Origin of the sequence: Vreelandella venusta (genome assembly GCF_015689495.1) — a bacterium.
Classification (GTDB): Bacteria; Pseudomonadota; Gammaproteobacteria; order Pseudomonadales; family Halomonadaceae; genus Vreelandella; species Vreelandella venusta.
This window is the reverse complement of the sequence record NZ_CP065135.1, coordinates 4,376,769-4,397,851: the sequence shown is the minus strand read 5'-3', so window position 1 is coordinate 4,397,851 and position 21,083 is coordinate 4,376,769. Positions and strand designations below refer to the sequence as shown.

Here is a 21,083-nt window from a genome sequence, read left to right as displayed (position 1 = left end):
TAACAGTGCTTTACAAGATGCGGCTATTTGCCGCATCTTTACCTTGATCGCTGCGTTGCAGCACGTAATTAGTGTGCTTATCATCGTGGCGGTCTTTCTTAACCCTGCCAGGATCACTTTACTATGAAACCACCTAACGTCCTTGCAATGCGGCAGTCTACTTGCCGGTTTGCTTGGTTGTTGATCGCGCTATGTTTGTTTGCTTTTCCCACCCTCTCCTATGCCTCTTCTGGTTCTTTAGATCTTACCGCTTCGTTTGCAGGTATTGCCTCTGTTGTCATCTTCGTTCTTGCCTATGCCTTGGTAATGAGCGAAGAATTGATTCATATGCGCAAATCTAAACCAGTCCTGGTGGCCGCTGGGCTTATCTGGGCCCTGGTGGCGTGGGTCTATGTACAAGCGGGCATGCCGCAAGAAGCGGAAGCTGCTTTTAAAGAAACGCTGCTTGAATATACCGAGCTCTTGCTGTTCTTACTGGTAGCGATGACCTATATCAATGCCATGGAAGAGCGTCGTATCTTTGATGCCCTGCGGGCATGGCTAGTTCGCAGAGGCTTCAGCTATCGTAGCCTGTTTTGGATTACCGGCTGTCTTGCCTTTGGTATTTCTGCCATTGCCAACAACATGACCACGGCGATGTTGATGTGCGCGGTTGTGTTGAAGGTAGCCGAAGGTGATAAAAAGTTTATTAGTCTGTGCTGTGTCAACGTGGTGGTAGCATCAAACGCAGGCGGCGCGTTCAGCCCGTTTGGTGATATCACCACGTTGATGGTGTGGCAGGCGGGTCAGGTACCATTTGGTGGTTTCTTTGCGCTATTGATGCCAGCCATCGTCAACTTTATGGTGCCAGCGGTGATTATGAATTTCTTCATCGTTAATCGTCAGCCTGCATCGCTCAAAGAGAATGTTTGGCTTAAACGTGGGGCGCGGCGCATTATCGCGCTGTTTTTGATTACTGTGGCGATCTCAGTGCTGTGTCACTCGGTGCTTTATTTGCCCCCGGCAATGGGCATGATGTTTGGCCTTGGCCTGCTGCAGTTCTTTGGTTACTACCTACGCCGCAGCTTGCCGCGTTCCCTGGAGCGCAAACGTGAGCGTTACTCACGTCGCGGCGATTGGAAGAAGCTTGAGCAGCTGGGCAGTGTGGTGCCTTTTGATATCTTCAGCCGTATTGCCCGCTCAGAGTGGGACACATTGTTATTCTTCTATGGGGTCGTGATGTGTGTTGGCGGCCTGGGTTTCATGGGCTATTTAAGTCTATTGTCAGAAACCCTTTACGGTAGCTGGAACCCGGTGTGGGCTAACGTCGTGCTGGGGATGATTTCAGCGGTCGTTGATAACATCCCAGTGATGTTTGCGGTACTTTCCATGGCACCGGATATGTCGGAAGGCAACTGGTTGCTGATTACCTTAACCGCCGGTGTGGGCGGTAGTCTGCTTTCGATGGGATCTGCAGCGGGAGTAGCGTTAATGGGCCAAGCTCGGGGCATTTATACCTTTATGGGGCACATCCGCTGGGCACCCGCTATTTTGCTGGGCTATGCCGCCAGCATTGTGGTTCATCTATGGATTAATGCAGCGCTGTTTTAAATGAGCGGTTAATTCAGATAGGTAAAACAAACGCCCCTTATCAATTGATAAGGGGCGTTTTGGTAAAGGCTATCGGTGGACTTGGCCAGTTAGGCTTCGAGACTATAAATCGTGCCCGGTAATGACTTTGCAAATATCGGCAAAGCTACTAGCAGTTGGCACTGTTGAAGAGGTGACCTGCACCGTGGCTTTATTGCCCATGGCGTGTTGTATATCGGTGGCAGAAATAATGCCGCGCACGCTTAATGGTTGATTTTGTTTATGCTCAGTAATCAACAGGTGCTGTTCTGTAAAACGCTCCATGGAGAGCACAAGGTCTTCAATCGTTAATGAGTTAAGTTGCTCAAAGGGCATTGCACTAAGCTTTTGCCAGGGCGTCATAATCATATCGGCTGTAATTTCTGTACGATCAAGGTTTCTCTGCTGCATCGCCAAGTTAATACGCCGTGTTCCGATGACTTCTTTGGCGGTGAGCACACCAATGCAGTGGTTCGCTTTGTCGAGCACAAACAACAGGCGAACACCACCATGGCGCATTTTTAAATGGGCATCGTCGATGGGCATATCAGCGGATACTGACTGAGGCGTGACCTGAGTAAAATCTGTTAGCACCGACAGCGCAGGGCTTTCAGGTGTTAACTGCTTTGCTGTTGGTGTGATAAGCAGTGGCGTTTCACCGAACTGGATAAGGGGTTTGGGGGAGTGGACAAGCATATTCATTCAGGGAATCTCCGTTATGTGAATCGATAGGTCGTTAACGGCATTGCCTATCTTGTACTTTCACACTTGCACGGAATTCTTATGGGAATCTTAACAGCTCTCTTATGGCTGATTATTTTTTGGCTGGCGTTGTGATAGGGCATCCCGGATAAAGGATGCGCGGACGCGCAGCCCACCATCTGGCGCGTCATCAAGTTGCAGGCTGCCTTGATGGCGTTTGACCAAGCGCTCGACAATCGATAGCCCCAATCCCGCGCCAGCACTAGTCCCTGCACGTTGGAAACGCTCCATCACCCGGCTGCGTTGCGCTGCAGGGATACCGGGCCCTTGATCATCAACAGTGACGATAACGTCTGTTGTCGATGCCTCAAGTGTGACCGTGATAGTACCTTGCGCAGGCGAGTGTTGAATGGCATTACCGACTAGATTTTGCACCAGGGTTTCGATAGCGCCGGGTTCTTCTTCTATTGCCCAGTTAGCTGAGTCATCCGCGTCCAGTAATAGATGTTGATGTCGCTCTGCGGCTAGCGGAGAGAGCTTTGCCAACGTTTCGCGCGTTTCATGTAATACATCGGAACAGCGATACTCGGGTAATGGTTCTTCTTCGGGGTCTAGGCGTGCCAGGGTTAATAGCTGTGAGACTAGCCGCGTTGAACGGGCTACTCCATTGCGTAAGTGGTGCAGGGCTTCCTCTCGGTCATCGGCGTTATCAGCAGTGAGCGCATTTTGCGCATGCAAATCAAGTACTGCCAAGGGAGTGCGTAGCTCATGAGCCGCATCGGCAATAAAGCGTTTTTCGCGAATACGCAGTTGGCGGAGCCGTTCCAACAGCCGGTTTATGGCGCCAGAAATGGTCTCCAGCTCTAGGGGAAGTGGGTGAAGCGTCAGCGGTTTTAGATGGTGGGGATCGCGGGCGCGGATTTGCTCTGCCATTCGCGATAAAGGAGCGAGTCCCCAGCCGATCGACCACCAAAGTAATAGTGTCAGTAACGGTAGGCCAATAAGATCAGGTAATAAGGTGCGTAGTGCCACTGTACTGATCAGTTCACTCCGCGCGTCTTCTCGCTCGCCCACCACCACACGTTTGTCTGTGCCAGTAATTTCTAGAACGTAGATACGCCAGTCATGCTGGTTTACCGACAGCGTTGAATAACCTGGAGGTTGCTGGGTAAGCGGTGTGTCGGGGGCGCTGGCGGAACGCAGCAAAAGGCGGTCGCCTTCCCAAAGCTGAAACGCCAGCTTGCTTTCATAGCGATGGCCTGCAAAACGGTTATCGGAGTGCTCGGCACGTAGCAGCGCGCCCTCCACGCTATTTAATAAAAGCGTACGGTCGCTATCAGGCAGTGGTGCCTGTAGTAGCCCTTCTAGCAAACGGGCATTTTGTGCCAGGCTAGCATCATGAAGTTCTTCAATCTCATGGGCAGCATAGCGATAGCTAATAAAGCCAATCACTAACATGCTCGTGCCAAACACAAGCAGCGCAAGCCCCAAGGTGCGCTGTCGAATAGAACTCATAGGCTTGCCTTGGGCAATTTAACCATTACGACTTATCCATAACATAGCCGATCCCTCTTACGGTGCGGATGACTTCAGGAAACAGCTTTCGCCGTAAATGGTGAATATGCACTTCGATAGCATTGCTTTCGACATCTTCCTCCCAGCCATAGACTAATCGCGTTAAGGTATCGCGGGTGAACACGCGACCTGGGTGGCTCATAAATTCCTGCAGTAGCGTCAGCTCACGGCGCGAAAGCGTGATCATTTGATGCTGATAACTCACCTGTAAGGTCTGTGGATCCAGGCTAATTCCACGACAGGCGAGCAAGCCGCTGGTTTGTCCTTGGCTACGGCGCAACAAAGCACGTAAACGTGCTTTTAATTCTGCTACTTCGAAAGGTTTAGTAAGGTAGTCATCGGCACCCGCATCCAACCCTTCGATACGGTTATCCATCGCATCACGGGCAGTCAGAACCAAAATCGGCAGCTGACTGCCATGCTGACGAATAGCGCGCAGCACTTCCATGCCATCAATCGTCGGCAAACCAAGATCTAGGATAACCGCATCAAAGGGTTCATTTTTAAGCGCGTGGAGCGCGTTATTGCCATCGGCTAAATGATCTACCGTATAGTGCTCAGGTTTTAGCGCCATACGAATCCCCAACGCCAAACTCGGGTCGTCCTCAACCAGTAAAATGCGCATATCGATGGATGACTCCTTTCATTCACGGCGGGCTACTCAGGAACGTAACATGACACGTCATTCTTCTTTCGGCCACCGCTCCTTAGCCTGCGTAGTAAAGCAGTGCCCACCTGAACAACGGCGTGAAGCATTACTGCATTTGGCTGCGGTGTATGACCCTGCGCAGCAATCTGCATTACAACATGCCTTATCAACCATAAAAGCTAGCTGTGACGCTGTTTGGCAGGGCCTTTGGATAGCCACCCAAGCGGGCCATATCGAATCCGCCGCTTGGGTGCAGCCACTGGCTAATCAAATGGCAAAGCTTTGGTTGCCCAGACAACATAATTCGGCAACTGATGCGTTGTTGAAAGCTTTGCAGGGCTGGGTAAACGAACAACCGATAGCGCTATGTCATGTGGCGTTAACCGACGATGCGCCCCACTGGGAAACGCCCCTAGTCGCCCACAACATGCGGGTACTTGCCACTCTGGAACACCTTCTATGGCAGTGCCAAACTGTTCAGCCACTCGCTAACTTGCTAACCCTAAGCCCCTTTGCTGAATTGTCTCCCACGCAACAGCGGGCACTGGTAGCGAACGTCAGTGAAGGCTCGTTAGACTGCCCAGGGCTTCGTGAAGCGCTCACCATTGACACCTTGCTTGCTGGATTTTATGACCAAGCGCCGCAGGCTCCAGAGCACTGGTATCAAGTGCGGCATCAGGGGGAAACCGTTGGCGTGCTATTACTTGCTCCTAACCATACGACCCAGCGTTGGTCATTGCAGTTGATGGGGCTGTTGCCTGAGTGGCGTGGCGGGGGAATGGGCAAGGCAATGATTCAACAAGCGCAGGCGTTGGCTAGCCAGTCGGGAGCCAGGGACATTACGCTGAGCGTTGATGCGCAGAATATCCCCGCAAAGCGTATATATGCTCAGGCAGGGTTTACGCGTTATGCTCAGCAGCGTTTACTGGCCTGGTGTTAACTAGGCGATCGTTGGCACCTTTTTTAAACTGCTGAATAAAGCTCAGAGTACGGCATAGGTTGAATTGCCGCGCTTAGTAGCATTTTCTTACGCTTAGCGTTCTCGGTATACTAATGCGATATGCACGTCTTGGCGTCTCGGTTGCCGCAGGTTGATGATGTCGCTGCCGCGCGCAGGGGTTAAGCACAAAACGTTTTATGACAAAACTCAAGAGGTGGTGAGAGTGAAATCTAAGCTGATCATGAGCGGGCTGGCGGCCCTAGGCGTCATGGCAGGCACATCCGGTGCTTATGCCCAAGACGCAGCACGTGACGCAATCGCTGAGCGCCTAGCGCCGGTCGGTCAACTTTGCTTGCAAGGCCAAGACTGTGGTACCGCAGCAGCACCGGCCGCCGCTAGTGGCGGTGGTGAAATTGATGGCGCTGGTATCTATAACCGTATTTGTATGGCGTGCCACGAAACTGGCGCTGCTGGCGCTCCGGTGCGTGCTGATGAAGCCGCATGGGCTGAACGTACTGAGCAAGGCTTTGCCACGTTATTAGAGCATGCCATCAACGGTATTGGTGCAATGCCTGCTCGAGGCGGCAACCCCAACCTTTCTGACGAAGAGATGGAAGCGGCGGTAGCTTACATGGTTGAGCCTGTCATGGAAGTTCCCGAGCTAGGGGGCGGTGAAGAAGAAGCGTCTGCTGAGGCGACTGAAGAGGGTGCCAGCGACGATACGGCCGTGACAGAGGATAGCGGTGCCGGTGAAGAGGCAACTGACGCTGCAGCTAGTGAAGAAGAAGCAGCTAGCGAAGAGACAGCAGTTGCCAGTGAAGAAGAAGCTTCTAGTGGTGGCAGCGGTTTAGATGGTGAAGCGCTTTACGCCAGTGCTGGCTGTGTGGCTTGCCATGCTGCCGGTGTAGCGGGCGCGCCCAAGCTAGGTGATGCCGAAGCGTGGGGCCCGCGTATCGAGCAGGGTACCGATGCGCTCTATCAAAGTGTATTTAACGGCAAAGGCGTGATGCCGCCACGTGGTGGTAGTAGTGCCTCTGACGAAGAGATCATGGCCGTTGTTGATTACATGGTCTCAGCCGTGCAATAAGCAATTTTGTAATAATGGCTGTTAAATTTATCCACAGGCGGTTTTTGAAACCCCCTGTGGATATTTTTTTGTGTTTTGTTTTTTCTTACTTGCCGTTAACCCAACAGAGAACGTAGCCCGGCAATCGCGTTTTGCCCGCGTGCCTGCTTTTTCTCGGGGTCTTCTTTATCGGCGCGTCCCTCCCACTCCAAATCATCAGCGGGCAGTTCGTCTAAAAAGCGGCTGGGCTGGCAATCCATCAGTTCACCATACGCTTTACGCTGGCGGGCTAGCGTCAGTGTTAGTGTGCGTCTTGCCCGGGTGATACCGACATAAGCTAAGCGGCGCTCTTCTTCTACCGTCTCCATTTCAATAGCGTTACGGTGGGGCAGCAAGTCTTCCTCTAAGCCCATCAAATACACATGGGGAAACTCGAGCCCTTTAGAGGCATGCATAGTGAGTAGTTGCACACGATCGGAGTCGTCTTCTTCGGCCTGTTGCTCAAGAATATCCCGCAGTACAAGGCGCGAAATAGCAGCTTCAACGCCATCGGTTTCCGTCGCAGTGGAATCATCAGCATCTTCGGGATCGCGGTTTAGCGACTTTTCTAGCTGATCGATCAAAATCCATACGTTGGCCATGCGTCGCTCAGCGACAGTCGGAGCACTGGCGTTTTGGTACAGCCAGGCTTCGTAATCCATATCGCGTAGCATATCGCGAATGGCCGCGATGGCATCGTCTTGATCCATACGCTTACGCACGCCATCAATAAAGTGGGTAAAGCGAGAAAGCCGCTCCACGGCCCGAGTTGGCAGCGTTTGCTCTAACCCCAGTTCGTGGCAGGCAGCAAACAGCGAAATAGAGCGTTCTGTTGCATAGTTGGCCAGCTTTTCCAGCGTGCCGGGGCCGATTTCACGGCGGGGCACGTTCACAATGCGTAAAAAGGCATTGTCATCGGCGGGGTTAATTAACAGCCGCAGATAGGCCATGGTGTCCTTGATCTCGTTGCGAGAGAAAAACGACGTACCACCGGAAAGCTTGTAGGGAATTTGGTAGTGCTGCAGCTTGAGCTCTAATAAACGTGCCTGAAAATTACCCCGGTAGAGCACTGCAAAATCTCGCCATTCGGCCTTCTCTTTAATGCGCCGAGTCAGAATTTCGCTGGCTACCCGCTCAGACTCCGCCTCTTCATGGCGGTTGACGATGACTCGGATAGGTGCGCCATCGCCCATATCCGACCATAGGGTTTTATCGTAAACGTGCGGGTTATTGGCAATTAACGTGTTGGCCGCGCGCAGAATAGTGCCGGTCGAGCGGTAATTCTGCTCCAGCTTAACCACTTTCAGGCGTGGAAAGTCTTCGCCAAGGGTCACTAGGTTTTCGGGCCGTGCGCCGCGCCACGCGTAGATCGACTGATCGTCGTCACCGACCACGGTAAAGGTAGCCCGCTCCGCCATCAGCAGTTTCACCAACAGGTACTGGGAAACGTTAGTGTCCTGGTACTCATCCACTAGCATGTAGTGGATTTTGTTCCGCCAGCGGGCCAGTGCTTCTGGATCGCGTTGCAGGAGCACCACCGGTAGCAGAATTAGGTCGTCGAAATCCACCGCGTTATAGGCTTTCAAGTGGCGAACGTAAGCTTCATAAACCCGTGCGGCAAAGTGCTCGTCATCATCCGCGGCAAACGAAAGCGCATCACTGGGCAGCACTAAATCGTTCTTCCACGTGGATATTTTGGCTTGCACGGCATTGATCTGCTCAGCGTCTACCTGAGCATCTTTGTTCATCAAATCGCGCAGCAGTGCTTTGGCATCTTCCGGGTCGAACAACGAAAAGCCCGGCTTGTAGCCCAGCGTTTTCAGCTCGCCGCGGATAATATTCAGGCCCAGATTGTGAAACGTCGATACCGTTAGCCCGTGGCCCTCTTTGCCCTTCAGCATTTGCCCAACGCGCTCTTTCATCTCCCGGGCGGCCTTATTGGTAAAGGTAACCGCCGCTATTTTGCGCGCGCTCATGCCGCATTCTTGCACCAGATAGGCAATTTTGGTGGTAATAACGCTGGTTTTACCAGACCCGGCGCCCGCCAAGACCAAACAGGGGCCATCGATATAGCGCACCGCTTCCTGCTGGCGCGGGTTTAGCCCTTTAATGCGGCTAAGAATGCTCTTTGGCGGTTGGGGCGTCATGGTGAAGGGTGACCTCTACAAGTGTTTCTTGGCAAATTCCATTACAATCAGCGGCGCTGGGCGAACGCACAATGAGTTAATAATAGGCAGGTGGTAATGTTTGAAGTAGCGCTATTTGAACCGCGTATGGCACCCAACACGGGTAACATTATGCGCTTGGTGGCTAACAATGGCTGCCGATTACATTTAATTGAACCGCTGGGCTTTGATCTCGAAGAGAAAAAGCTGCGGCGCGCCGGGCTAGATTACCGCGATCTCAACAATGTTACCCGCCATGCCGATTTTACGGCGTTTCAAGCGGCGATGCAGGGGCGCACACTATGGGCGATTACTACCAAAGGCACCCGCGCTCACAGTGACGCGACCTTCGCCCCGGGCGACGTATTGCTGTTCGGTTCAGAAACCGCGGGGCTTTCACCCCAGGTACACGCTGCGCTGCCTGAAGAACACAAGCTGCGTATCCCCATGCAGCCCAATAACCGTAGCTTGAACCTTTCCAATGCGGTGGCCATCGTTAGCTATGAGGCGTGGCGCCAGCAAGGCTATGCTGGCGCATTAGGCAGTGAGCAATAGGTTCAGCGACTAGCCCGTGATGCCGTATCGGTCGCGATAAGCGCGCACGGCCTCGGCGTAAGCCAGCATTTCGCCGCCAGCATGCTCTTCAAGGTAAGTAAGCACTTGCTCTAAGGTGACAATACTGACAACCGGCATGCCGTACTGAGCCTGAACCTCCTGGATAGCGCTTTGCTCACCCTGGCCGCGCTCTTGGCGATCTAGCGCGATAATGACGCCGCCCGCGCGGGCACCGCTTTGCTCAATCAGGCTCATCACTTCACGGATCGCCGTACCGGCCGTAATGACGTCATCAATGATCAAAATATCGCCGGCCAGTGGTGCGCCGACAATATTGCCGCCTTCACCATGGGTTTTGGCTTCTTTACGATTAAACGCGTAGGGCATATCGCGGTCGTGGTGGTCGGCTAAAGCCGCGGCGGTGACCGCCGCCAAGGGAATCCCTTTATAGGCTGGGCCAAACAGCACATCCGCCTGCAGGCCGCTATCGACAATCGCTTGGGCGTAAAATCGGCCTAACTTGGCCAAGGCACGGCCGGTTTGAAACAGGCCGGCATTAAAAAAGTAAGGGCTTACTCGCCCCGACTTTAGCGTGAACTCGCCAAACTTGAGCACGCCCTGCTCAATAGCGAAGGCAATGAAATCGCGCTGATAGGGTTGTAGAGTGGTGGCCACGGTGGTTTTCTCTTGTCGATAGGAATGAAAGTAATAGGAATCTAAGTAAACGCAACAATAAAACGGGGTTAAATAGCAAGATTTGGTTTGTCTATTTACCCAAACGTCTAAACGTCGGGTATCATACAGCAGCGACGCAAAAGGGACGATTTATGAAAATTGCCAGCATCAATGTCAATGGTATACGTGATGCCGTCGACCGTGGCTTCCTGGACTGGCTGGCTCAGCAGGATGCCGACGTGATCTGCGTGCAGAACATCAAGGCAAAAAGTTTTGAACTGGACGACTATATTCTCTATCCGGAAGGCTACGAAGGCTACTTTCTGGATGCAGAAGAAGATGGTTTCTCCGGTGTGGCACTTTATTGCCGCAAAATTCCCAAGGCGATTATGTACGGCCTTGGGTTCCCTCAGTGCGATCACGAAGGGCGCTTTCTGCAGGCGGATTATGACCGCTTCAGTATCGCCACTTTCTTGATGCCTGATGGAAGTGATCAAAAAGCCAAACAGGCGTTTATGGAGCAGTATCAAGAGTACCTGACGAAGATGTCGCGCAAACGCCGTGAATACATCATCTGTGGTACTTGGCATATTGCCCATAAAACCATTGATTTGGCCAACTGGTCGGACAATCAGCTTACCTCTGGTTTCCGCCCTGAAGAGCGTGCCTGGATGGATCAGGTGCTTGGCCCAACCGGCTTTATCGACACCTTCCGCGAAATTAATCGCGACGCGGGTGAATATACCTGGTGGCCAAAGCTCGACCAAGACGTGCCCCGTGAGCGCCAAGAAGGCTGGCGGATCGACTACCAACTAGTCGGCCCCAACTTCCGTCGCCATGTGGTCGACGCGTGGATTGATTACGATGCGACCTTCTCTGAGTTCGCACCGCTGATCGTTGAGTATGACTTAGCGCTGTAAGCGCTCACTTTCCCGCGTCGCGTTACCCGTCTCAGCAACAGGCCAGCGTTTAAGCTGGCCTGTTTGCGTAAGCGCGTAAGTTATTCGCCAAGTAACGCCTTAGCCACGAATACCCAGTGCTTCGCGCTGTTTTTCGCGTAGCTCGGAGCCCGCTTTCTCCGCCAGATCAAGCATCGCATTCAGCTCAGTACGGTTGAACGCGCCCGACTCTGCAGTACCCTGCACCTCGATCAGCTCGCCGCTTTCAGTCATCACCACGTTCAGATCGGTGTCGGCTTTGCTATCTTCCGGGTAGTCCAGATCTAGTACCGGCACGCCTTTATAAATACCCACCGAAATCGCGCTAACCAGCTGTTTAAAGGGGTCACCTTTAATCTTCTTCTCACGCTGCAGATAGCGAATGGCATCCACCAGCGCCACGCAGCCACCGGTAATCGACGCGGTACGGGTGCCGCCGTCGGCCTGGATTACATCGCAATCCACGGTAATGGTGAATTCACCCAACTTCTTCAAGTTCACTGACGCGCGCAGGCTACGGCCGATCAAGCGCTGAATTTCTAGCGTCCGGCCACCCTGTTTACCGCGCGTCGCTTCACGGCCACTGCGGGTATGAGTGGCACGGGGCAGCATGCCGTACTCAGCGGTGATCCAACCCTGATTTTTACCACGCAGCCAGCGCGGTACGCCCGCTTCTACGCTCGCATTACACAGCACCTTGGTATCGCCAAACTCGACCAGTACCGAACCTTCTGCATGGCGGGTGTAATCGCGGGTTATGCGAATTTCACGAAGCTGGTCGGCTTCACGACCGCTAGGGCGAACAACATCAGGACGCATAGCACCTCACATCAATTTAACAGTGGGAAAGCCCACTATTGTACACGTCTGTGAGTACGCTGATTCGCTTAACATCTAGCGTTAGTCGAGACGTCCTGCGTATAGCTTCTTGAAAGCGGCATAACGCGACGTGTGCAGCTCGTGCATTGCTATATCAGGCTCTAATACGTGTTCACCTGGGGTGAGGCCATTGGCAACGCTAAGAACCTCACCATTGGCCTGGGCAGCCAGGGCCGCCACGGCTACCCCAAGGAGTACGGGTTCCGGCGCATCCGCGAGTACAACCCGACAACCGGTACCGTCGGCATAGAGCTTGCGCAGCAGTGGTGAACGTCCATGGCCACCGCTGAGGTGCAGGGTATCGATGGCATAACCATGGGCATTCATACGTTCTATGATGGCGCGGGTGCCGTAAACCAGTGAGGTGGCTGCCGCCCAATAGACCTTGATGAAGCTCTCGCGAGGCGTATCAAGGGTCAAACCCGTGATGGTGCCGCGAATGTCTGGATCCGCCAAGGGCGAGCGGTTGCCAATAAAGTCAGGGCAAACATGGGTATCAGGAGCTGGGTCGCCGGATGCCAAGCGCTCGAGCAGCGTTTCCGATAACGCGCCGTGAAGGTCGTCGCCAAATTCACTGCTGGCTGAAAATAGTGCTGCGAGGTGATCCAGAAGAGCACCGGTAATGCTTTGCCCCCCTTCGTTGGCGACAAAACCATCGCATAGCGCCCCCGGATAGGGACCCCACACACCGGGTACCTCGCGGCGTTCTGGCAGGGCGCCGATATGACAGGTGGAGGTGCCGCCAATCACGGCAAGGCGGCGTTCGGGAGCATCCGTGAGGCTTCTGCCTAGTGTGCCAAGCGCACCGGCATAGGCATCAATCATGCCCACTGCGAAGGTACATTGAGTCGTTAGCCCCAAGTCATTGGCGGCTTCTTCGGTCAACTGCCCAAGTGCTACGCCCACCGGAAGGGCTTGTTCAGGCAGGCGAGCGCACTCGATTACATCCTGCATATCAATCTGTTTTAGAAAGTCGTGGTCCCAGCCATGACCAGGGCGAGGGTCAAACGTCCACTTGCAGGAGAGCATGCAGACCGAGCGCTTAACAGAACCGGTGCACTTAAAGCCAAGCCAGTCGCCTAGATCACCCGCGTAGCCAATCTGGGCGTAAAGCTCGGGCCGGTGCCGCTTCAACCACATGAGCTTAGGCATCTGCATCTCGGGAGACATGACGCCACCCAGGTTACGTAGCGGCGCTGCGTGGGTAGCCGTGCACTCAGCGGCTTCTGCGGTGGCTCGGTGATCCATCCATACAATGATATTCCATGCTTCATCACCTGGAGAGAGCGCTAGCGGCTTATCCTGCTTATCAAGGAGCACCAACGAACAGGTGGCGCTTACTGACATACTGGTGATGGAATCGGACGTCACACCGGCTGACTCGCGGGCGCGCTGGGTTGCACTGCATACCGCGCGCCAGATATCCGTTGAACTCTGCTCCACGTGATGCTCGGCAGGGCGATGCATTGCAATCGATGTTTTTGCTTCGGCTAGCATCACACCACCTGAGGTGAAAATGCCCGCCCGGGCGCTGCCAGTACCAATATCGATGCCTAGAACGTGTTCTTGATGACTCATGGGAAAACCTTACTCAAGACTGTTTGATAAATGGCATACGCAGTGCCATTACAATAATTAGAAAAGCCCCCCATACTGCGGTGGCCAGATGCTGGCTGGCGCCCATCAGGTTCATTCCCGAGGCGATTACCTGCAGGCTCATCAAGCCCAACACCAGTGGCAGTACGCGGCCAAAACCACCAAAGGGGTTCGCCCCAGCCAGGAAACAGGCCAGCACCGTAATCAGTAGGTAACTCTCGCCATGGCCGACACGTACAGAGTTAAAGCGGGCGAGCATCACCATGCCTGCTAACCCTGCCAGAATGCCGGAAATCGTGTAGACGGTGATCAGCACGCGCTTGACGTTAATGCCTGAGTACTCCGTCGCGCGAGGGTTGGAGCCCAGCATATAAATTGAAAAGCCAGTGCGGGTGAAATGCATGATGTAGATCAATCCTGCGGCAGCGGCGAGAAAGATCAGCATGGGGATGGGAATGCCTAAAAAGCTGCCGCTGCCGATGGTTTGAAATACCTCTGGCATGCCTGAAATACCGCCACCGCGGGTTAAAAACTCACCTACCCCTTGGAGAAAAATCATCGCGCCTAGCGAGACTAAAATAGGATGTGCGCCAACATAGGCAACGATAACGCCAATCAAAAAGCCTGCTGCCGCGCCAACGGCAAGCCCGGCGATAATCGCCATGGGAACGCTTAGTATGCCCATGCCCGCCAGTAACCCCTGTACCAGCCAGGCAGTCATTAACCCTGCGATATTGGCGGTAAAGGTCACTGAGAGATTCAAGCCGCCAGAAATAATCGGCAGTAGCATTGCCAGTGAAAGTAGCCCCAGCTCGGGTAACTGCATCGACATCGAGCCAAAATTGGTGGCGGTCAGAAAACCCGGTGCCAGTAGCGAGAAGAGCCCAATACTGCCGATGAGCAGAGCCGTCATGGCGATGACTTCGATGGTATCGCCTCCCAGGCGGAGCCCGGCCATGGAGTGTTGCTTATTCAGGCGCTTATTCATACGTTCCTCGCCTTGGTAGTGCGGGGCAACAGGTTGCCAAGGTTGCTGGTGGTGATCGCAATCAAGATGATCAGCCCGACAATCATGCGGAAGGCATAGGGAGTAACACCCAGCAGGTTTAAGCCGTTTTGGACAACGGCGAGAAGCAGTACCCCGAGCACGGCACCGAGCACTGAGCCGCGCCCGCCACCCAGGGTCGCGCCGCCGAGTACAACCGCCGCTAGAATCGGTAATTCCTGGCCGATCAAGGCGTTGGGCACAACCTCTTGTACGATATGCGCTTGCATCAGACCCGCCATTCCCGCGCATAGCCCCAGCCAGCCGTAGGCAAAGGCATGAATTTTCCAGGCGCTAACGCCAGAGCGGCGAGCTGACTCAGGGCTTGAACCGAAACCGTAGAGAGCACGCCCAAAACCGGTACGTGCCAACATGAACCAAGTAAAGATCACCATCACCACCATCACTGCTGCAGGTAAGTAGAGCGTGGCTGATCCGCGTTCGGCAGGTAGATCAAGCAGCGGAACGGAGTAGTAGAGCCAATCGGGAATATCGTAGATGGAGACTCCGCTGGTGAAGTACATCAAAAGGCCGAAAAACAGGTTAAAGGTGCCGATGGTGACGATGATCGACACGATTCGGAAGCGATGGATCAGCAGCGCATTGAAGAGTCCCAGCAGCATGCCAACCAACATAGAAAGTAGGAGGCCAAGTAACCAGTTACCCCCACCCAGGTAATTCATCAGCAGTGACAACACCACGTACTGCACCACGGATGCCGCCACTGCTAAGGAAATATCTATCCCCCCCGCAATCAGAACGACGACCAGACCAACCGCAAAGATGATATTGACTGACTGATTGTTAAGCAGGTCGAACAGGTTTTGAAAGCTGAGAAAGCTGTCAGTGGCTAGTGCCAACACCACGCACAGCAACATGAGAATACAAAAGAGCGTCCCCTCTGTGCTGAGCCTTCTGCTTAGCAGTCGTTTATGCATTGATGATCGCCTCCAGCGCTTCTTCCGTAGTCTCCGCAGGTATGACCTCGGAGTAGATGCGCCCCTCGCGCAGTACAAGCGCCCGGTCAGCGTTCATCCAGATTTCCCCCGCCTCATCCGAAATCAGAATGATGGCCATGCCCTGATCGGCAAGATCCCTAATGATGTCGAAAATACCGGCTTTAGCGCCGACATCGACGCCGATAGTGGGGCAATCAAGAATGAGAACGTCGGGTTCAGTGGCCAGCCATTTAGCGAGCGCGATGCGTTGTTGGTTGCCACCGGAAAGTGAAGAGACCGCCAGCTCGGCGTCACTCACCTTGGTTTTAAGCTGTTCTATCCAGTGAGCGGTCAGCGCCTTGATACGTTGAGGGGAAAGAAAAAAGCGCGGTTTTTCCAGACTTGGTAGTACGGTCACTGCGGTGTTCATAGCGATGGACTGGTTTTGCACCAAGCCAAGATTGAGTCGATCTTCAGAGAGATAGGCAATTCGATGGCGCACGGCATCGCGGTTGGAGTGTAGTGTCAGCGGCTGCCCCTCTTTTAGCAACTGCCCTGAAGTGGGTTGTGTCATCCCGAAAATTGTATGAGCTATTTCGGTACGCCCTGCACCCAGCAAACCCGTCAGACCGAGAATTTCACCGCGATGCAGGGTGAAAGAGATGTTTTCAAACTCCCCTTCACGACTTAAGTTTTTAAGCTCCAGTACCGGGGCGCCTTTGCGTGTTTCAGCACGAGGAGTCTGTTCAAGTTCAAGCCCGGTCATCAAGGTTGAAAGCCGTGCTTGGGTCATCCCTTCGGTGGGGTAGGTGCCGACCAGCTCCCCGTTGCGGAGCACAGTGACGCGTTGGCATACCTCCAACACTTCCACCAGCCGGTGGCTGACCAATACAATGGAAATGCCTTTCGCCGCCAGCGAGCGGGTAATGCCCAGCAGCGTCTGCACCTCTTTATAGGTAAGCGAGGCAGTGGGCTCATCCATAAAAATAATACTGGCCCCAGCACGTAACACGCGACAAATCGCCACCAGTTGACGATGGGCAATTGAGAGATCTTCAACACGGGCCATGGGATCTAGGTCGAGGCCAAACTGCTGAATGATCTCACGGGATTGGGTCAGTGCAGCTTTATAGGAAATAGGTCGCCAAGGCTTAGCAACGTAATCATCAAAGACGATATTTTCAGCGACGGTTAAGTGCGGAAACAGCGCAAGGTCTTGCCAGATAACATGAATACCCCGGCTGCGTGCCTCCTTCGGACTAATGGCAGAGAGAGTTTCATCGCCAAACGTGAACTCTATGCCGGGTTCAGGCTTGTAAACACCGTTGATAATTTTAATGAGCGTACTTTTGCCACAACCGTTTTCACCCGCAAGGCAAAGCACCTCACCCCGGCGAAGTTCGAATTCGACATCGTTGAGGACGCGGCTTTGTCCGAAAACTTTGCTGACGTGACGCGCTCGAATCGCGATATCGCCCATTGGAGGCTCCTTTCTTAACATCACTGCCGCGCTCTTCAGGAGCGCGGCAGTCTCTACACGATCAAGCAGGGCGGTTTTACAGGCCGAGTTCTGCCAACTCATCTACGCTATCTTTGCTCAGCTTGAGTGGCTGTGAGGCAAAGATGGTTTTGCCGTCCAGGGTAACTTCACCCAGTATCGGCAAGTCGGCACCATCGGTAATCTCTTCGCCGTTATAGAGCATCTCGCCAAGGGCAACGAATGCTTTGCCTGCCTCCAAAGGACTCCACTGGAAACCACCAGTAATCACGCCTTCATGCACTAAGCGACGGCCCTGACCCGGAGAGAAAAGGCCCATGACCGCTACGTCCCCTTCCAGACCACGCTCTTTCACGGCCCGCGCCGCGCCGATGGTTCCCTGGCTGCCAAACGACATGATTCCGGCTAAGTCTTCGTGGGCACGCAGTAAGTCCAGGGTGGTGTTGCGGCTATCGTCGACGCTTTCGGCAACGCCGAAACGATCAGCAGCTTGGGTCAAGCCCGAGCAGTTATCATCAAGCCAGTTCACGGCCGCATCGGCCCAGGCGTTGTGCGCGGGCACGCTGAGGCCGCCGACGTAAACAGCATAAGAGCCTTCGCAGCCGGTAGTGTCAGCCAATAGCTTGGCGTGCTCTTCACCTAACTGCTGCGCTGAAATCATTTCAAAGTCGTAGTCGATGTTGATCGATTCAGGGCTTTCATGAGTCAGGACGATAATTCCCTGATCACGTGCCCGTTCCAATACCGGCTCAAGAACCTCACGATCATTCGGGACAACACCGATGACATCAACGCCACGGCTGATTAGATCTTCTATTGCGCGTACCTGCAGGGCGGGGTCAGCACTGGTGGGACCCACCATATAGGCTTCTACGCCAAGCTCTTCACCCATTTGTTCAATGCCCATTTCCATAGCATTGAACCAAGGGATGCCACCGACCTTGGCGACCACGGCAATTGTAGGAGACTCCTGAGCCATTGCGCCGGTGCTGCCGATAATGCCTGTTAGCGTAGCTGCGGTAAGAAGTGCTTTGTATTTCATTGTGATTTCCTGCTTGCTGTTGGCTGACCCAATCAGTGGAATAGAGTGCATTGAAGCGCTTTAATAATGCTGCTGTACGTTGCGCCATGGTCAAATGAAACGGCGCAGGCTCTTCATAGCGTCACAATACATAGGGATTTAATGCATAAAAACGTTACACAGTGCTGGATACGTTGAGTGGTACCTAAGCGATGCGTCATCGCTATTGTCATTTAATCAACAATGCACAATCGGTTGTGCATAGCGTAGGATTGATCTAATGCATCATCACGTCAATGCTACTTTTATCTAATTGCAAGGAGCTGCCACGTGGTTAGCAATTCTTCATCCAAGCGGCTGACTATTTACGACTTGGCGAGGTTGGCAGAAACATCGCCCAGTACTGTCAGTGCCGTGCTCAACGGCACATGGCAGCGCCGACGTATCAGTAAGAAGCTTGCCAGCAAAATTCTTTCGCTCGCCCAGTCGGAGGGCTACTCGGCCAACATGCAGGCCCGTGCTTTGCGGCGCGAGCGCTCAGGTATCATTGGCATGATCCTGCCGCTGTACGACAACCGCTATTTCAGTTCGATAGCCCAACACTTCGAATCGGAAGCGCGTCGGCGGGGGCTGTTTGCGATTGTTTCGTGTACGAATCGAGATCCCAAGCAAGAGTGTGAAGCCGCCCGTATGATGCTTGCTTACCGTGTCGAGTGCCTTGTATGCACCGGGGCAACGGATCCAGATACGATTGCGCAGATGTGTGCCGAGAGCGGCGTGCAAAGCATTAATCTCGACCTTCCTGGCAGTAAAGCACCATCGGTGATTTCCAATAACCGTGAAGGCGCGCGACAGCTTACCCACGCCATCCTCAACCGCCTTGCCAAAGAGAAGCGCAGTGATGACCCTGTGCTATTTATTGGCGGTCGTGATGAGGATCACAATACCCGCGAGCGTATTGCCGGCTTCAAGCAAGCCAGAGCGGAAATGGGGCTGGCGACGGCGGAAGAGAATATCCTCCCCTGCGATTATGCTGCCTATAAGTCCCAGGCTGCGCTGGAAACATACATGCGGAATTGTTCTACTCTGCCCAGTGCTATGTTCGTCAACTCGACGATTTCTCTTGAGGGCGTCGTTCGTGGGTTGCAGCTAAATGGCTATTATCTAGATGACATTATTTTTGGATGTTTTGACTGGGATCCGCTTGCCGCTGCCTTTCATCCGCGCTTGATGATGGTTCGGCAAAATGTAATTGAGATGATTGACTGCGTCTTCGAACTGATTGATACCCCGCCGCAGGACCCCAGTCTGCTCATAGAGGTTCAGCCAGAAATAATAGGTGTTTGATGCGCGCTCTCGCAAAGCATTTACTTAATCAAATGAATAGGCTAGCCATTTAGGGCGAAGCTTTATACACCATTATTCACTACCAGGATGAAACATGGCCATTTCCAGCCACGTACACAGCATGACTGCCTTTGCCCGCACCGAGCAGGCTGCCCCGTTTGGCACTCTGCAGGTAGAAATCCGCTCGGTGAATCAGCGCTATCTGGAACCGCACTTTCGCCTGCCCGACGCTCTACGCGAGCTAGAACCGGTGCTGCGCGATGCCTTACGCACGCGTCTAGCACGTGGCAAAGTAGAGTGCAGTCTGCGTTTTGAAGCCGCCGAAGCCAATCAAGCCCCTGCGGTTAACGCCCAGCGCTTAAAAGAAATAGCCGATGCCCTGGCCGCCATTCAGCAACAGGTGCCCAGTGCCGTGCCGCCCACCACGCTGGCGTTGCTTAACCAACCCGGCGTTATGGAAACCCAGCATCTAGATCAAGACGCCATCAAAGCCGCCGCCAAAACGCTATTTGATCAAGCACTGAACGAGTTGATCGACGCCCGTGCCCGCGAAGGCGAAAAACTCGCTGAGATGATTACCACTCGCCTAACGGCTGTGAGCGAACAAGTGGCCACCGTGCGCAGCCTGCTGCCGCAAATTTTAGAGCGCCAGCGCGCCCAACTGCTGGAACGCTTAGAAGTCGCCAAAACCGAACTCGACCCGCAACGCCTGGAGGCCGAACTGGTACTGGTCGCGCAGAAAGCCGATGTAGACGAAGAACTGGACCGCCTCACCGCACATATAGCAGAAGTGAGCCACCAGCTCGCTCAGAAAGGCCCCAAAGGCCGCCGGTTGGACTTCCTAATGCAGGAACTCAACCGCGAAGCCAACACGCTGTCGTCAAAATCCGTGGTGGCGGAGACGACGCGTTGTGCAGTGGAGTTGAAGGTGCTGATTGAGCAGATGCGGGAGCAAATTCAGAATATAGAGTGATGAGCATGAGTCGAGCGACACCCTGGAGTGCAAGCGAGGTAGAGGCAACCGTTGCCACCTACCGGCAGATGCTAGTAGCGGAACTAAGCGGGCAAAGTTATAACAAGCGCGCACTTAATCGTGCGTTGATGACACAGCTTGATGGCCGCTCGGCCAGCGCCATAGAGTTCAAGCACTGCAATATCAGTGCAGTGTTGCGGGATGCCAACTGCCCCTATGTCGATGGCTACAAGCCGCGCAGCAATTATCAACAAAGCCTGGTTGAGTTTGTCGAGGAGCTGTTGCTGCGAAGCGAGCTCGTTGATCGTGCAGCGCGCTTGGCCGCCGACCTCCCAGTGGTTGATACCACTGGCATCGTAGACGAGCGCATCATCGTCGAACCTCCTAGAACGACACCGCCGCAACAAGGCGTTCGGGAATTCCACGCCGACTATTCAGTGCGCCCGTCGCAAAAACGCGACTACTTGGCGCGGGAAACTCGCAACCGCGAGCTGGGGCTTGCGGGCGAGCATCTGGTGATGCGCTTCGAGCAGCACCGCCTGACACAAGCTGGTCAGGAAAAGCTCGCTGCGTGTGTCGAGCATGTTGCGGTGACTCAGGGTGACGGCCTGGGGTTCGATATACGCTCCTTCGAGCCCGACGGCCGCGACCGGCTGATCGAGGTCAAGACCACCGCCTTTGCCAAGGAGAGCGCGTTTTTCATCACCCCCAACGAGCTCGACTGCTCGCGTGCCCATTCGAATCACTACCACTTGTTCCGGCTGTTCAATTTTCGCAAGGGGCCGAAGCTCTTTTTCTTGAAAGGCGATCTTCGCGAACAGCTCTGGCTTGAACCGGACAGCTATCGGGCGGGGGTGCGTTGATGGCTTGAAAT

Annotated in this window: 19 protein-coding genes; 8 read left to right on the top strand and 11 right to left on the bottom strand. The window is 54.0% G+C overall.

The annotated features are described in order from the left end of the window. Positions 1 to 123: 123 nt before the first annotated feature. The gene (gene nhaD / locus IR195_RS20225) at positions 124 to 1,590 is read left to right on the top strand and encodes a sodium:proton antiporter NhaD (RefSeq protein WP_125753261.1); all 1,467 of its coding nucleotides are present in this window, start codon (positions 124 to 126) and stop codon (positions 1,588 to 1,590) included. Positions 1,591 to 1,692: 102 nt separating this feature from the next. Here nhaD and IR195_RS20220 read toward each other — a convergent pair whose 3' ends face one another. The 3 genes from IR195_RS20220 to IR195_RS20210 form a co-directional block, all read right to left on the bottom strand. Then, the gene (locus IR195_RS20220) at positions 1,693 to 2,310 is read right to left on the bottom strand and encodes a CBS domain-containing protein (RefSeq protein WP_125753258.1); all 618 of its coding nucleotides are present in this window, start codon (positions 2,308 to 2,310) and stop codon (positions 1,693 to 1,695) included. A gap of 102 nt (positions 2,311 to 2,412) precedes the next feature. Next, on the bottom strand, positions 2,413 to 3,825 hold the full coding sequence (locus IR195_RS20215; protein WP_206048455.1) for an ATP-binding protein: 1,413 nt from the start codon (positions 3,823 to 3,825) through the stop codon (positions 2,413 to 2,415). 25 nt (positions 3,826 to 3,850) lie between these two features. Beyond that, complete coding sequence (locus tag IR195_RS20210) at positions 3,851 to 4,510, bottom strand: response regulator transcription factor (protein WP_125753252.1); 660 nt, start codon at positions 4,508 to 4,510, stop codon at positions 3,851 to 3,853. Between the two features lie 49 nt (positions 4,511 to 4,559). On the opposite strand from IR195_RS20210, the gene IR195_RS20205 reads away from it, so the two are divergent. Both IR195_RS20205 and IR195_RS20200 read left to right on the top strand, forming a co-directional pair. Beyond that, positions 4,560 to 5,474, top strand: coding sequence for a GNAT family N-acetyltransferase (locus IR195_RS20205; RefSeq protein ID WP_206048454.1), 915 nt, complete (start codon positions 4,560 to 4,562; stop codon positions 5,472 to 5,474). A 223-nt stretch (positions 5,475 to 5,697) separates the two neighbouring features. Further along, positions 5,698 to 6,561, top strand: coding sequence for a c-type cytochrome (locus IR195_RS20200; protein ID WP_125753247.1), 864 nt, complete (start codon positions 5,698 to 5,700; stop codon positions 6,559 to 6,561). Between the two features lie 95 nt (positions 6,562 to 6,656). On the opposite strand, the gene rep is transcribed toward IR195_RS20200, so the two are convergent. Then, the gene (rep, locus tag IR195_RS20195; RefSeq protein ID WP_146942228.1) at positions 6,657 to 8,726 is read right to left on the bottom strand and encodes a DNA helicase Rep; all 2,070 of its coding nucleotides are present in this window, start codon (positions 8,724 to 8,726) and stop codon (positions 6,657 to 6,659) included. Positions 8,727 to 8,822: 96 nt separating this feature from the next. On the opposite strand from rep, the gene IR195_RS20190 reads away from it, so the two are divergent. Continuing rightward, on the top strand, positions 8,823 to 9,299 hold the full coding sequence (locus tag IR195_RS20190; protein WP_125753242.1) for a tRNA (cytidine(34)-2'-O)-methyltransferase: 477 nt from the start codon (positions 8,823 to 8,825) through the stop codon (positions 9,297 to 9,299). A gap of 9 nt (positions 9,300 to 9,308) precedes the next feature. On the opposite strand, the gene pyrE is transcribed toward IR195_RS20190, so the two are convergent. Continuing rightward, positions 9,309 to 9,974, bottom strand: a complete 666-nt coding sequence (pyrE, locus tag IR195_RS20185; protein WP_083007769.1) for an orotate phosphoribosyltransferase — start codon at positions 9,972 to 9,974, stop codon at positions 9,309 to 9,311. A 152-nt stretch (positions 9,975 to 10,126) separates the two neighbouring features. Here pyrE and IR195_RS20180 point away from each other — a divergent pair, with 152 nt between their 5' ends. After that, positions 10,127 to 10,894, top strand: coding sequence for an exodeoxyribonuclease III (locus IR195_RS20180; protein WP_125753236.1), 768 nt, complete (start codon positions 10,127 to 10,129; stop codon positions 10,892 to 10,894). 99 nt (positions 10,895 to 10,993) lie between these two features. On the opposite strand, the gene rph is transcribed toward IR195_RS20180, so the two are convergent. The 6 genes from rph to IR195_RS20150 form a co-directional block, all read right to left on the bottom strand. Beyond that, positions 10,994 to 11,731: a ribonuclease PH gene (gene rph, locus IR195_RS20175; RefSeq protein ID WP_038479800.1), complete on the bottom strand. Its 738-nt coding sequence runs from the start codon at positions 11,729 to 11,731 to the stop codon at positions 10,994 to 10,996. An 81-nt stretch (positions 11,732 to 11,812) separates the two neighbouring features. Beyond that, positions 11,813 to 13,369 (bottom strand): FGGY family pentulose kinase, encoded by a 1,557-nt coding sequence (locus IR195_RS20170; protein ID WP_206048453.1) that lies wholly within the window; start codon positions 13,367 to 13,369, stop codon positions 11,813 to 11,815. Between the two features lie 13 nt (positions 13,370 to 13,382). Further along, complete coding sequence (locus IR195_RS20165; protein WP_125753227.1) at positions 13,383 to 14,375, bottom strand: ABC transporter permease; 993 nt, start codon at positions 14,373 to 14,375, stop codon at positions 13,383 to 13,385. Further along, positions 14,372 to 15,370 carry an ABC transporter permease gene (locus IR195_RS20160; RefSeq protein ID WP_206048452.1) on the bottom strand — a complete coding sequence of 333 codons (999 nt, stop codon included), beginning with the start codon at positions 15,368 to 15,370 and terminating at the stop codon, positions 14,372 to 14,374. The genes IR195_RS20165 and IR195_RS20160 overlap by 4 nt, the downstream gene beginning before the upstream one ends. Next, positions 15,363 to 16,850: a sugar ABC transporter ATP-binding protein gene (locus IR195_RS20155; RefSeq protein ID WP_206048451.1), complete on the bottom strand. Its 1,488-nt coding sequence runs from the start codon at positions 16,848 to 16,850 to the stop codon at positions 15,363 to 15,365. Before IR195_RS20155 ends, IR195_RS20160 begins: the two co-directional genes overlap by 8 nt. Before the next feature lie 76 nt (positions 16,851 to 16,926). Next, positions 16,927 to 17,910, bottom strand: a complete 984-nt coding sequence (locus IR195_RS20150) for a substrate-binding domain-containing protein (protein WP_164517129.1) — start codon at positions 17,908 to 17,910, stop codon at positions 16,927 to 16,929. Between the two features lie 309 nt (positions 17,911 to 18,219). Here IR195_RS20150 and IR195_RS20145 point away from each other — a divergent pair, with 309 nt between their 5' ends. The 3 genes from IR195_RS20145 to IR195_RS20505 all read left to right on the top strand — a co-directional run bounded on the left by IR195_RS20145 (position 18,220) and on the right by IR195_RS20505 (position 21,072). Then, positions 18,220 to 19,236, top strand: a complete 1,017-nt coding sequence (locus tag IR195_RS20145) for a substrate-binding domain-containing protein (protein ID WP_206048450.1) — start codon at positions 18,220 to 18,222, stop codon at positions 19,234 to 19,236. A 94-nt stretch (positions 19,237 to 19,330) separates the two neighbouring features. Next, complete coding sequence (locus tag IR195_RS20140) at positions 19,331 to 20,209, top strand: YicC/YloC family endoribonuclease (protein WP_206048449.1); 879 nt, start codon at positions 19,331 to 19,333, stop codon at positions 20,207 to 20,209. A gap of 5 nt (positions 20,210 to 20,214) precedes the next feature. Next, positions 20,215 to 21,072 carry a protein NO VEIN domain-containing protein gene (locus IR195_RS20505; RefSeq protein WP_241006774.1) on the top strand — a complete coding sequence of 286 codons (858 nt, stop codon included), beginning with the start codon at positions 20,215 to 20,217 and terminating at the stop codon, positions 21,070 to 21,072. Positions 21,073 to 21,083 lie beyond the last annotated feature (11 nt).